A 12,451-nucleotide genomic window follows, 5' to 3' on the forward strand; every position below is an offset into this window, starting at 1 on the left:
TATGTCGCTGGCAAAAGCATCGATTTGGACCGCGGGCTCCACGCTGATCAAGATCGGCGTGGGGTTGCTGGTGGTAAAAATGCTGGCGGTGGCCTTCGGCCCCAGCGGGGTCGGGCAGGCGGGTAACTTCCGCCAGTTGATCACCGTGCTGGGCGTGCTGTCGGGGGCCGGAATTTTTAACGGTATCACCAAGTATGTGGCGGAATACCATCAGGATCCGCAGCGGTTGCGTATGGCGGTGGGCACCGCGTCCAGCATCGTGCTGGGTTTCTCAACCCTGCTGGCGCTGGTGTTCCTGTTTGCTGCCGAGCCGATCAGCCGTGGGCTGTTTGGCCATGGTGACTATGTGAACGTGGTGCGTGCGGTGGCGTTTATCCAGATGGGGATTGCCTACGCCAACCTGTTCCTGGCGATCCTCAAAGGTTATCGCGATGCGATGGGTAACGCGCTGGCGGTGATCGCCGGTAGCCTGATAGGTGTGGTGGCCTTTACGCTATGCTTTAAGCTGGGCGGTTATGAAGGCGCGTTGGCCGGGTTGGCTCTGGTTCCTGCCCTGGTGGTGTTGCCTGCTGGTTTCATGCTGTGGCGGCGCAAGGCGCTGCCGCTGCGTTATCTGGCGCTGGCCTGGGATAAGGCGCTGGCCAGCCATCTCGGTAAGTTTACCCTGATGGCGCTGATCACCTCCGTGACCTTGCCGGTTGCCTATGTAATGATGCGTAACCTGTTGGCAGAACATTACGGCTGGGACGAAGTAGGGATCTGGCAAGGGGTGAGCAGTATCTCCGATGCCTACCTGCAGTTTATTACCGCTTCTTTCACCGTTTATCTGCTGCCAACGCTGTCGCGCCTGCAAGAGAAAAGCGCCATTTCGCGGGAGATCGTGCGCTCGCTGAAGTTTGTGCTGCCTGCGGTCGCCGCTGCCAGCTTTACCGTCTGGCTGCTGCGTGACTTCGCCATCTGGCTGCTGTTCTCTGAGAAATTCGTTGCCATGCGCGATCTGTTTGCCTGGCAACTGGTGGGGGACGTGCTGAAAGTCGGGGCCTACGTCTTCGGTTACCTGGTGATCGCCAAGGCGTCGCTCCGTTTTTATATTCTGACAGAGGTCAGCCAGTTTGCCTTGCTGACGCTGTTCTCGCACTGGCTGATCCCGCTGCACGGCGCATTAGGGGCGGCACAGGCCTATATGGCAACCTACATCGTGTATTTTGCGCTCTGTAGCTGCGTATTTATTCTTTATCGTAGACGAGTATGACCATACTAATCCACGTACTGGGATCTGATATCCCGCATCATAATCAGACGGTGCTGCGCTTCTTTAATGACGTGCTGGCTGACCGCCTGCCCGCAGAACAAGTGTGTCACTTCATGGTGGCAGCCAAAGACGTGGCCGCGTTGGGCCACTTTCCAAAGTTGACCATCGAGGCTTTCCCTGGCAAGAAGAGCCTGGCAGAGGCAGTGATTGCCCGTGCCAAGGCCAACCGTGACACTCGCCTGTTCCTGCATGGCCAGTTTAACGCAACGTTGTGGCTGGCTTTGCTGAGCGGCAAGATCAAGCCGCACCAGGTGAGCTGGCATATCTGGGGGGCCGATCTGTATGAAAACGCCACCAGTTGGAAATACCGCCTGTTCTACGTGCTGCGCCGCATTGCCCAAGGGCGGGTGGGCCACGTGTTTGCTACCCGAGGCGACCTGATCCACTATCAGCAGCGGCACGCACGCGTTCCGGCCTCGCTGCTGTATTTCCCAACGCGGATGGATCCTGCCCTGACGGGTATCGAAGTTGAAAAGAACCTGGCTGGGCCGATGACTATCCTGGTGGGCAATTCTGGTGATACCACCAACCGCCATATTGAGGCGTTGCAGGCGATCCATCAGCAATTTGGTGACAAGGTGCGGGTGATTTTGCCGATGGGCTATCCGGCCAATAACGACGCCTATATTGCCCAGGTGCGCGCGGCGGGCCTGAAGCTGTTCTCCGAACAGAATCTGCAACTGCTGACCCAACAGGTGGCGTTTGACGATTATCTCAATATTCTGCGTGAGTGCGATCTCGGCTACTTCATTTTCGACCGTCAGCAGGGGATCGGTACGCTGTGCCTGTTGATCCAGTTTGGCGTGCCTTTTGTACTGAGCCGCAAGAACCCGTTCTGGCAGGATCTGGCTGAGCAGCATCTGCCGGTGCTGTTCTATGGCGACTCGCTGGATGAAGCCGTGGTGCGCGAATCACAGCGCCAACTGGCAACGCTGGATAAGCAGTCTATTGCCTTTTTCAATCCGAACTACGTGGATGGCTGGCAGCAGGCATTGGCGCTGGCGGCGGGGGAAAACCCATGACGCTGGCACAGTTTGGCGGGCTGTTTGTCGTCTATCTGATCGGGGCGCTGTTTGTGCTGACCCTGACCTATCAGGAGTTTCGGCGCGTCCGCTTCAACTTTAACGTCTTCTTTTCCCTGCTCTATCTGCTGACGTTTTACTTTGGCTTCCCGCTGACCTGCCTGCTGGTATTCCAGTTTGACGTGGCCGTGGTGCCGGTAGAGTTCCTGCTTTACGCCATCCTTTCGGCTACCGCCTTCTACGCGATTTACTACGTCAGCTACAAGACGCGGTTGCGTAAACGCACTGGCCAGCCGCATAAGCCGGTGTTCACCATGAACCGGGTTGAGACGCATATCACCTGGATATTGCTGGCGCTGGTGGCGATCGGCACCGTGGGCATCTTCTTTATGCAGAACGGTTTCCTGCTGTTCAAGCTTAACTCCTACAGCCAAATCTTCTCCAGCGATGTGTCAGGGGTGGCGCTCAAGCGCTTCTTCTACTTCTTTATCCCGGCGATGCTGGTGGTCTATTTCCTGAAACAGGATCTGCGCGCCTGGTTCTTCTTCCTGGCGGCCACGGTGGCGTTTGGCATTCTGACCTACGTGATCGTGGGCGGCACCCGTGCCAACATCATCATCGCGTTCGCTCTATTCCTGTTTATCGGCATTGTGCGCGGCTGGATCTCGCTGTGGATGCTGGTGGCCGCCGGGGTGTTCGGCATCGTCGGCATGTTCTGGCTGGCGTTGAAACGCTATAGCCTGGATGTCAGCGGCCCGGAAGCGTTCTACACTTTCCTGTATCTGACCCGTGATACCTTCTCGCCGTGGGAGAACCTGGGGCTACTGCTGCAAAATTACGACAAGATCGATTTCCAGGGGTTGGCCCCGATCGTGCGTGATTTCTATGTCTTCATCCCTGCCTGGCTGTGGCCGGGGCGGCCGGATCTGGTGCTGAATACTGCCAACTACTTTACCTGGGAAGTGCTGGACAACCACTCCGGGCTGGCGATTTCCCCAACGCTGATTGGCTCGCTGGTGGTGATGGGTGGGGTGCTGTTTATCCCACTGGGCGCCATTGTGGTGGGCCTGATCATCAAGTGGTTCGACTGGCTGTATGAGCTAGGTAAAAGTGAACAGAACCGCTTTAAGGCGGCGATTTTGCAAGGGTTCTGCTTTGGTGCGGTGTTTAATATCATCGTGCTGGCGCGTGAGGGGGTCGATTCGTTTGTCTCACGCGTGGTGTTCTTCTGCATTATTTTTGGTGCCTGCCTGATATTGGCAAAATTACTGTACTGGCTGTTTGATGCTGCCGGGCTTATCAAGACTCGAATTATGCGCAAGCGCGCGTTGGCTCCAGCAGCCAACTCCCTTGTGCCAAGGTAATAGTGACAATGGAAGCAAACATTTCGGTTCCCAAGTATGAGCTGCGTGGTTTCAGCCTGTGGGGCTTTCGCAACATGGCGCAGTGCATGGATTTTCTGTTCGACGGTGGCAGGGTCAAGCAAGGCACCCTAGTGGCGATGAACGCCGAGAAAATCCTCAATGCAGAAACCGATCCGGCGCTGCATGCCCTGTTGGATGAGGCGGAGTATAAATATGCCGATGGCATCAGCATGGTGCGCTCCATCCGCCGCAAGTATCCTGGCGCGGAGGTGTCGCGTGTGGCTGGGGCCGATCTGTGGGAAGCCATGATGCAGCGTGCCGGGCAGGAAGGTACGCCGGTGTTTCTGGTTGGCGGCAAGCCTTCGGTGCTGGCAGAGACCGAGCAGAAGCTGCGTAGTCAGTGGAATGTGAATCTGGTTGGCAGCCAGGATGGCTACTTCAAACCAGAACAGCGGGATGCCTTGTTTGAACGCATTCGTGCCAGCGGCGCGGCTATCGTGACCGTGGCAATGGGATCGCCCAAGCAGGAAATCCTGATGCGGGATTGCCGCAAGGTACATCCACAGGCGCTGTATATGGGGGTTGGCGGCACCTATGACGTGTTTACCGGCCATGTGAAGCGTGCCCCCAAGGTGTGGCAGAATCTGGGCCTGGAGTGGCTCTATCGCCTGCTCAGCCAGCCGAGCCGTATACGCCGCCAGCTTCGGCTACTCAAGTTCGTCGGCTATTACTATACCGGCAAGATGTGATCCTCCGGCTGGAGCAGCCCATCTGTTGCTCCAGCGTCTGTTTTGCGCAAATAATCTCCCTGTCGGCCATAACGTGGTCAAAGCTATAACCTCGGTCAATCATTCCCTCGTCACTTATTCCATAAGGTTTTAATTCGCGGTTTGCTTATAGCGGCAAAATGCGAAACCATAACGCCCGCAAATTTCCCCAGGCCCTAGTGTCACTTCCTCGTCATTACATGGTGCGGATTGCTCGCCAAGTAGCGTTTTGCGCGGGTGGGGGATGAATTACACTCAACTTGTCTAAAACAATAATGACCGGCACCGATCGGCAGGCAAACAACATCATAAAAGATATGACTGAGGATTTATGGCAAGCAAAGAAAAACCACAAGGTTTACATCGCGGGTTAGAAGCGCGACATATAGAGCTGATCGCCCTGGGTGGGACGATTGGCGTGGGTCTGTTTATGGGATCGGCCAGTACGCTAAAATGGGCAGGGCCTTCAGTGTTGCTGGCCTATATCATCGCCGGCCTGTTTGTGTTCTTCATCATGCGTTCGATGGGGGAGATGCTGTTCCTGGAGCCGGTGGCGGGCTCTTTCGCCGTCTATGCGCACAAATACATGAACCCCTTTTTCGGCTATCTCACCGCCTGGGGCTATTGGTTTATGTGGCTTGCCGTGGGGATATCGGAAATCACGGCTATCGGCGTCTATGTGCAGTTCTGGTTCCCAGAGATACCGCAGTGGCTGCCTGCGTTAATTGCGGTCGCCATGGTCGCGTTAGCCAACCTGGCGGCGGTGCGTCTGTACGGTGAGCTGGAGTTCTGGTTTGCCATGATTAAGGTCACCACCATTATCGTGATGATCCTGGTGGGCTTGGGGGTGATCTTCTTCGGCTTCGGCAACGGCGGGCAGCCGACCGGGTTTGCCAACCTGACGGCTCACGGCGGCTTCTTTGCCGGTGGCTGGAAAGGCTTCCTGTTTGCGCTGTGTATCGTGGTGGCCTCTTACCAGGGAGTTGAGCTGGTCGGTATTACCGCCGGGGAAGCCAAAAACCCGCAGGTAACGCTCAAACGTGCGATCAACAACATCCTGTGGCGTATCCTGATTTTCTATGTCGGTGCCATCTTCGTGATTGTCACCATCTTCCCGTGGAACGGTATCGGCACCGCTGGCAGCCCGTTTGTGCTGACCTTTGCCAAGATTGGTATTGTTGCCGCTGCGGGTATCATCAACTTTGTGGTGCTGACCGCCGCACTCTCCGGCTGCAACAGCGGCATGTATAGCGGCGGCCGCATGCTCTATGCCTTGGCCAAGAACCGTCAACTGCCTGCGGCATTGACCAGGCTTTCTGCCAGCGGCGTGCCGGTCAACTGTATTGCCATCACCATCATTTGCCTGTTGGCGGGGTCGGCGCTGAACTACGTTATTCCCAATCCTCAGCAGGTGTTCGTCTATGTCTATAGCGCCAGCGTGCTGCCGGGCATGATGCCGTGGTTCGTGGTGTTGATCAGCCAGATCTACTTCCGCCGAGCCCACAAAGAAGCGATGAAGACTCACAGCTTCAAGTCATTTATGTTCCCTTACATGAACTACCTGACCATCGCTTTCCTGATTTGTGTGCTGGTTGGCATGGGGATCAATCCGGATACGCGGATTTCGTTGGTGGTGGGGATGATTTTCCTGGCTGCGGTGAGCCTGTGCTACTTTGTATTCGGTATGCACAAAGTCCATCATGAGCCTGAAAAGCGGACAGAAAGTCAGCGCTAAGCTTAAGAAAAGGGCCCTGTCGGGCTCTTTCTGCTGCAAGAGTGAGCAAAGGGTCAGCGAACTCAACATTTCTGAGAAAAAGCACTAGACAGGATGGGCATAAAACCGTAGTATCCCCACCCGCAACGGCGCTACGCGCCCGTAGCTCAGCTGGATAGAGCGCTGCCCTCCGGAGGCAGAGGTCTCAGGTTCGAATCCTGTCGGGCGCGCCATTAATTTTGTGCGCAGGAGCTGCGGTGGTATGATTACCGCGTGAAGTAAGCAGTAGATAAAGTAGTTATGGTGGCTATAGCTCAGTTGGTAGAGCCCTGGATTGTGATTCCAGTTGTCGTGGGTTCGAGCCCCATTAGCCACCCCACTTTACCTAGGGTAAAGTACAAGAATTGAAAGCTGTTTTGTGACAGTGCGAAGGTGGCGGAATTGGTAGACGCGCTAGCTTCAGGTGTTAGTGTTCTTACGGACGTGAGGGTTCAAGTCCCTCTCTTCGCACCACACACAAAATGTCTGATAAATTTAATATTTACATAGACATAGGCTGGAAAGTTCGGTAGTATCAGCAACAAGAAATCGGCGAGTAGCGCAGCTTGGTAGCGCAACTGGTTTGGGACCAGTGGGTCGGAGGTTCGAATCCTCTCTCGCCGACCAATTTCAAGAAAGCCCGCTTTAAAAGCGGGCTTTTTTACGTCTGGAGTTTGTGTAACCTGCTCAGCAATGAGCGGGTTTTTTGCTTTTTATGCTGGATGAAATTGTGGGCGTACGATACCTGAGATATCGTGCTGGCCCCTCACCCTAACCCTCTCCCACAGGGAGAGGGGACCGATCGAGTTCGTTGATTTTTCTGTGTAATGCTCTGTCTTTCTTCTTGTTACATCACTTTCCGAAGCGGTACGCTCGAGTTCGTTGATTCTCTGTGTAACGCTCTGCCTTTCTTTTTATTCGTTATTTTCCGAAGCAGTACAGGCTAATCAAGGGCTCAGGGCAGCTCCCTCTCCCTTTGGGAGAGGGTTGGGGTGAGGGGAAGCAGACGACTTTAAGCCTTACCAGGGAATGAGCAGAAGCAAGCAAGAGAGTAAAGCTGGAAAATTGCAGGGTGCGAAATGGAGGATAAACAATGCAACGACTTCTGGAGCATATCGGCATCATGCCGTTCTTGCCCCAGATAACAGTCGTTTTATTTCAGGCAGGCATTACGTCGGCAATCAGAGATTGATAGTGCCGAATGAGAAGTCTACGTTGTTGAAAGCGGTGATGATTTTGTTAATCAGTTTCATAGTTGCAGTCCCCAGAGAGTTATTAATAGTGTGATTAACGTCACACAAATAGGCTACACCTGGCCGCCAAATCGATCAAGTATTTTGTGATGTACCTCACAAAAATATTAAACCAGCGTTTTATTTTATCGCGAGTCGTTTTATCGAGCGGTTTTATCTTGGCAAACCCTACGAAATTTCAACCTGTCTCCTTTTGTCCTTTATGGGCATGCCTGCTGTCGTCAGTTTGAGACATTTAACCTGATGATTTTAATCAATAAAAAAGACTTCTCATTAACCCGTCGTTTTAAGGCGACAGGATCCGTAGAGGGGCAAATCGCAGCGAACGGGAGGGAAAAATCAGAGGGGTCAATGAAGATAATTTAAAATCGTTTAAATTCAAAATGATGAGTTAATTTTTTGCCTGTTGGCACTCAGCAGTTAAAAGTTGGCACGCCAAGTGCAATACCTCTATCGTAGATGCTCATTCCACTTCTTATGTTCGCCTTAGGCCTCATAAACCCAGGAATGATGCAGAGCCGATTTTAGGGTGCCTATTGCCCACCTGAACGATGAAAGGGTTGCTTGCAACGGCTTCATCACACTCCGGGCAAAACGTTGAGTGAGGCACCACCCCAGTTGTCCTAGACCTGATTGCTTCTTTTATACACTTGTCTCGCGACAAGTGTTTTTTTTTGCCCCAAGGAAAGTTTCAGGCAAAAAAAGGGCCCAGCACGGCATGCTGAGCCCTGACAAGCCAACCGGGGAAGTTACTCGCCGTTTTGCTTGAGCGTTAACATCAGCCCTTCACGGCGCATCTGTGTGGCTTCATCGCTGCGGTGCAGCTTATCCAACGCATCTGCCAGCCAGGCGTAGTCATAGGCATCTGGCCGCTGTTGCAGTGCTGCATGGAACGCATCACTGGCTTGCTGCCATTCACCGTGTTTCATCAGTAACTGACCCAGCGTGCTGTTAAGCAACGGTGTCGCACCATGCTGCTTGATCTGTTGGCGTAACGCTTTTTCCAACTGCTCCGGGCTGCCAGATTTGATACGTGGGATCAACAACACCAGCCGCTCGTCGTATTGGCGTTTCAGACCGTCCAGCACAATGCTTTGTGCCAGTTCATGGTCATTACACTCAATAAGATGTTCCACCATCGCTACCTGTAGCGGGATTTCGTGGCGGATTTTACGGCTCTGATCTTTCCACCAGCGCTTCAACCCTTCACTGCCTTCATCGGCCATGGCCTGATTCATCAGGCCGATATAGGCCTGCTGCTGTAAAGCCTGCAGCTCTTCTTCACTGTGCAGGTTGATTTTGCTCATCGAAGGCAGAATTTCCAGCAGTGAGGCATAAGCTCCGGTACGCAGATAGGCCTGCTCCGCCAGCCGCAGCACTTCCGGGTGACGCGGTGCCTGGTTCAGCAAGCTATCGACGCCGTGCCGTGCCGCATGGGCTTCACCCTGAGCCAACTGAATACGCACGCGGGTAATATCTACCGGCAACTGATCGGTGTCGGCAGCCTCTGCGGCACGCTCCAGATACTGATTGGTGCGGAAGTCATCGCCACGTTGCTGTGCAGCTTCTGCCGCCAGCAGGTAGTTCACCACCGGTTGCTCGGCATGATCGGCATTGCGGGTCAGCAGTTTCTCTACCTGCTTGTAATCCCCTTCCGCCAGTTTGATCAGCGCCGCTTTGGTTTGTTTACGGGCGCGGCTGCGTTTGCGGCCAAGGAACCAGCCACGGGTTCGCGCGCCAGTGCGGAAGACGCGGCGCAGGATCCATTCGATGACAAACAGCGCCAGGAACAGCAGCACCGCCATAATCACCAGACCGGTGACGCTGGTTTCGACGTTGTAATTGTCGGTCTGGATCAGCACATAGCCTTGGTGCCCGGCCAGCATCGGCCCCAGCACCAGGCTGGCAATCAGCACCAGAAACAGGAATAACACGCGTAACATGGCTTATCCCTCCTGGTGAGTGGCAGGGGCCTGGGCCAACAGATTACGCACCCGGGTCTGCATCAGTTTTTCCAGCATCGGCTGGCTTTTCAGCTGGCCCGGTACGTCCATGGAGATCGATTGCTGGCTCAGGTTGTCCAACTCTTCCAGGAACGCCTTGGTAGCCGGATCGGTGGTATCGAAGTAGGCGCGTACCCAGGTTGATACCGTCTCCAGCGACTGTTTATACACCTCGTTCTGATGACGAGGGATAGCCTGTGCGGCAACCAGCAGGCGCGAACGGATATTCTCACGCAGGTAGACATCCTGATTCGGCGCCAGCAGCGGTTCAGCACTGCTATCACGACGGCGGACGGTAATAAAGTCCGCCATAAAGTTGTGCCAGCTCTTGGTCAGGTTTTGACGCCATTCGCTCAACGAACTGGACAGTTCGCCGTCGTCTTCATCCATTGGCCGTTCATCACGGTTGTTATCCGCCAGACGCAGGTCGTCGACCTGATTGGACAGCTGGTTGACCTTCAGGATGATGCCGTCAAAATCTATCTGCGCCACGGCGGAAAGGGTTCCGACATCTTCGGTGATGGCGCGGCGAATATCGATCAGGCTCGGATCGTTCATCTCTGCCAGGCTGGCGTCGGCGCTTTTCAGCAGCGCAGCCGCGGTGGTGACATCCTGATCGCTCCACAGTTTACGGCCTGCCATTTTCACCAGGAAGTCCGCCTGTGCCAGCAGCCAGGTTTTGGCATCGCTGCCGGAAATGGTGGCAACCTTATCTTGCAGTTCATTGAGCTGACGCACCAGCGAAGTTTGCTCGCGATCGGTGGCCTCCAGCGTTTTACCCTGCTGTTGCAGCAAGCCTTCCAGTGCGCTCTTTCCCTGCTGCTGGCTCTGCTTCAGTTCTGCCAACTGTTGTTGTAAAGCCTGGTTGGCGGCAATCAATGTCTGCGCCTGCTGGTGCGTGTGATAATAGCCGCCAGCACCCAGAGCGATGACGAGCACGATGGCAATCGCACCTAATACCGGGCCGGTGTTCTTGCCTTTCCGGTGGTCAGCGGCTGGCTGCTGGGGGCTCTCAACCGCTGGGTTTGATTCTTCAACCGCGGCGGATGGAGTGTTTTGTTCCGTCATAGTGGCACATCCCATAGTCAGGTTATTGTAGCGCGCGGATCAGCGCGTCATTATCTGCGTTTTCAGCTACCCGAATCGTGCTCCAACCCAGCTCCTGGGCAAGGGTAGCAAGACGTTCACTGACCACTATCAGGCGGCAACGTAACAGCCAGGAAGAGCGATAGTAATCAGGAACTAAAGTATAGAGCTGTTGTAACATTTCACCGCTGGTCACTACCAGCGTATCGATACCGGCGCGTTGCCAATGGGCACTTTGCTCACTGCCATCATAATGCACCGGGCTGCGTTGATAACATTCATAATAGCTTACCACTGCCCCTCGCTCAGCCAGCGTCTCGCCTAGCAGCTCGCGGCCGCCGTTACCTCGCATGATCAACGCTCGTTTACCGGTGAGCTGTTGCAACGCGGGTAGCAGCAAAAGCATTTCGCTGATTTCACGTTCACGCGGATAGTCTACCGGCAGGCTGCTGATGCGATGCATTGCCAGTGCGGTGGTGCGGCCAATAGCATAATAGGATAACTGGCCAGGCCATTGAAGCCCGGCACGATTGATGACCGAACTGGCATAGCTGACGGCGTGCTGCGACAGGGCAAACACCAGATCGCCCGCCTGCAACTCTGCCAGCCCCTGAGGTAAGCGGACAAGATCGTTACCGGGGGCGAAGTCGATCAGCGGCGCGTGAAAGGCAACCCGGCCAAGTGCGCGCAGGCGGCTCACCAGTTGTTCCCCGGCGGGAGAAGGGCGGGTTACCAGAATGGTCATGCCGGAGGATTTCCCTGATAAACGTCATGCAGGATCTCACGGGCACCGGCAGCCAACAGTTCTTCTGCCAGTTCTATACCCATTTGCTCAGCCTGTGCCGACGGGCCACGGCGTTCACCGCAGACCATCTGGCTGCCGTCGGGGGCACCGACCAGCGCACGTAACCACAGCTCATCGCCTGTCAGTTCGGCATAGCTGCCGATGGGAACCTGGCAGCCCCCTTCCAGGCGGGTGTTCATCGCCCGTTCTGCGCGGACACGAATTTCGGTTTCGCGATGGTTGAGAGGGGCCAGCAAAGCTCGGGTGACGTCATCGTCAAGGCGGCACTCGATACCGACTGCGCCCTGGCCGACGGCGGGCAAGGATTCTTCCGCGCTCAGCGGGCAGCGGATACGCTGTTCCAGACCCAGACGTTTTAGCCCGGCCACGGCCAGAATAATGGCGTCGTAATCGCCGTTATCCAGTTTACCCAACCTTGTGCCGACGTTGCCACGCAGATCGCGCACGATCAGATCCGGGCGACGGCGACGCAGCTGGCATTGACGGCGCAGGCTGGAGGTACCGACCACGCTGCCTAGCGGCAGTTGATCGAGCGAGGCAAAGTTATTGGAGACGAAAGCGTCACGCGGGTCGTCACGTTCACAGATGGTGACCAGCCCCAAGCCTGCGGGGAAGTCGACGGGGACGTCTTTCATCGAGTGCACGGCAATGTCTGCCCGGCCTTCCAGCAGAGCCAGCTCAAGTTCTTTGACGAACAGGCCCTTACCGCCAACCTTGGCCAGCGGCGTATCCAGAATGATGTCGCCGCGCGTGACCATAGGCACCAGTTCCACCTGCAGGCCAGGGTGGCTAGCCATCAGACGCTGCTGAACATAGTGTGCTTGCCATAGGGCAAGTGGGCTCTGACGGGTGGCAATTCGAATAATTTTGTCTAACATGCTGGTTACCGTTTTTATAATTCGCCGTCCATCCTACCACTGAGGATCAAAACTGTCAGTGCAAGAAGCCACAGGCGGAGAAAGGACAACGGAATCAAAGGGGCGTGAGGAGAAGTTGGCGGCAGTTCACACTGCGGGTAAATCATTTATAGAAGTGCTAGGATAAGTGTGTCGCTTTACCTCCTTTACGGTCAATCAGCAAGGTGTT

At 55.2% G+C, this 12,451-nt stretch carries 9 protein-coding genes and 4 tRNA genes; 9 read left to right on the forward strand and 4 right to left on the reverse strand.

Annotated features, from left to right (window positions below; translation table 11 throughout):
* Position 1: 1 nt before the first annotated feature.
* The 9 genes from wzxE (at position 2) to KGP16_RS01000 (ending at position 6,845) form a co-directional block, all read left to right on the forward strand.
* Positions 2-1,252, forward strand: coding sequence for a lipid III flippase WzxE (gene wzxE / locus KGP16_RS00960; protein ID WP_059199111.1), 1,251 nt, complete (start codon positions 2-4; stop codon positions 1,250-1,252).
* Positions 1,249-2,334: a TDP-N-acetylfucosamine:lipid II N-acetylfucosaminyltransferase gene (locus KGP16_RS00965; protein ID WP_223500661.1), complete on the forward strand. Its 1,086-nt coding sequence runs from the start codon at positions 1,249-1,251 to the stop codon at positions 2,332-2,334. Before wzxE ends, KGP16_RS00965 begins: the two co-directional genes overlap by 4 nt.
* The gene (wzyE, locus tag KGP16_RS00970) at positions 2,331-3,698 is read left to right on the forward strand and encodes an ECA oligosaccharide polymerase (RefSeq protein ID WP_021807752.1); all 1,368 of its coding nucleotides are present in this window, start codon (positions 2,331-2,333) and stop codon (positions 3,696-3,698) included. Before KGP16_RS00965 ends, wzyE begins: the two co-directional genes overlap by 4 nt.
* An 8-nt stretch (positions 3,699-3,706) precedes the next feature.
* Entirely contained in the window at positions 3,707-4,447 is a 741-nt protein-coding gene (gene wecG, locus KGP16_RS00975) for a lipopolysaccharide N-acetylmannosaminouronosyltransferase (protein WP_021807753.1), read from the forward strand.
* A gap of 349 nt (positions 4,448-4,796) precedes the next feature.
* Positions 4,797-6,200, forward strand: coding sequence for an amino acid permease (locus KGP16_RS00980; RefSeq protein ID WP_223500662.1), 1,404 nt, complete (start codon positions 4,797-4,799; stop codon positions 6,198-6,200).
* Between the two features lie 135 nt (positions 6,201-6,335).
* Positions 6,336-6,412, forward strand: a tRNA-Arg gene (locus tag KGP16_RS00985).
* Between the two features lie 70 nt (positions 6,413-6,482).
* Positions 6,483-6,558: transfer RNA gene (locus KGP16_RS00990), tRNA-His, on the forward strand.
* 47 nt (positions 6,559-6,605) lie between these two features.
* Positions 6,606-6,692, forward strand: a tRNA-Leu gene (locus KGP16_RS00995).
* A 76-nt stretch (positions 6,693-6,768) separates the two neighbouring features.
* Positions 6,769-6,845 (forward strand) — tRNA-Pro (locus KGP16_RS01000).
* A 1,375-nt stretch (positions 6,846-8,220) separates the two neighbouring features.
* On the opposite strand, the gene hemY is transcribed toward KGP16_RS01000, so the two are convergent.
* From hemY to hemC, 4 genes are read right to left on the reverse strand one after another with little or no spacing between them, the layout of a single operon-like run.
* The gene (hemY, locus tag KGP16_RS01005) at positions 8,221-9,414 is read right to left on the reverse strand and encodes a protoheme IX biogenesis protein HemY (RefSeq protein ID WP_223500663.1); all 1,194 of its coding nucleotides are present in this window, start codon (positions 9,412-9,414) and stop codon (positions 8,221-8,223) included.
* 3 nt (positions 9,415-9,417) lie between these two features.
* Positions 9,418-10,542 (reverse strand): uroporphyrinogen-III C-methyltransferase, encoded by a 1,125-nt coding sequence (hemX, locus tag KGP16_RS01010; RefSeq protein ID WP_021807757.1) that lies wholly within the window; start codon positions 10,540-10,542, stop codon positions 9,418-9,420.
* 22 nt (positions 10,543-10,564) lie between these two features.
* Entirely contained in the window at positions 10,565-11,305 is a 741-nt protein-coding gene (gene hemD / locus KGP16_RS01015; protein ID WP_059199108.1) for a uroporphyrinogen-III synthase, read from the reverse strand.
* Positions 11,302-12,243 (reverse strand): hydroxymethylbilane synthase, encoded by a 942-nt coding sequence (gene hemC / locus KGP16_RS01020; protein ID WP_021807759.1) that lies wholly within the window; start codon positions 12,241-12,243, stop codon positions 11,302-11,304. Before hemC ends, hemD begins: the two co-directional genes overlap by 4 nt.
* Positions 12,244-12,451: the final 208 nt, after the last annotated feature.

The sequence above is a fragment of the Serratia sp. JSRIV006 genome, from assembly GCF_019968685.1.
GTDB lineage: Bacteria > Pseudomonadota > Gammaproteobacteria > Enterobacterales > Enterobacteriaceae > Chania > Chania fonticola_B.

Coding starts and splice junctions, on each gene's coding strand:
- wzxE (WP_059199111.1), top strand. CDS start 2: ATGTCGCTGGCAAAAGCATCGATTTGGACCGCGGGCTCCACGCTGATC.
- KGP16_RS00965 (WP_223500661.1), top strand. CDS start 1,249: ATGACCATACTAATCCACGTACTGGGATCTGATATCCCGCATCATAAT.
- wzyE (WP_021807752.1), top strand. CDS start 2,331: ATGACGCTGGCACAGTTTGGCGGGCTGTTTGTCGTCTATCTGATCGGG.
- wecG (WP_021807753.1), top strand. CDS start 3,707: ATGGAAGCAAACATTTCGGTTCCCAAGTATGAGCTGCGTGGTTTCAGC.
- KGP16_RS00980 (WP_223500662.1), top strand. CDS start 4,797: ATGGCAAGCAAAGAAAAACCACAAGGTTTACATCGCGGGTTAGAAGCG.
- hemY (WP_223500663.1), bottom strand. CDS start 9,414: ATGTTACGCGTGTTATTCCTGTTTCTGGTGCTGATTGCCAGCCTGGTG.
- hemX (WP_021807757.1), bottom strand. CDS start 10,542: ATGACGGAACAAAACACTCCATCCGCCGCGGTTGAAGAATCAAACCCA.
- hemD (WP_059199108.1), bottom strand. CDS start 11,305: ATGACCATTCTGGTAACCCGCCCTTCTCCCGCCGGGGAACAACTGGTG.
- hemC (WP_021807759.1), bottom strand. CDS start 12,243: ATGTTAGACAAAATTATTCGAATTGCCACCCGTCAGAGCCCACTTGCC.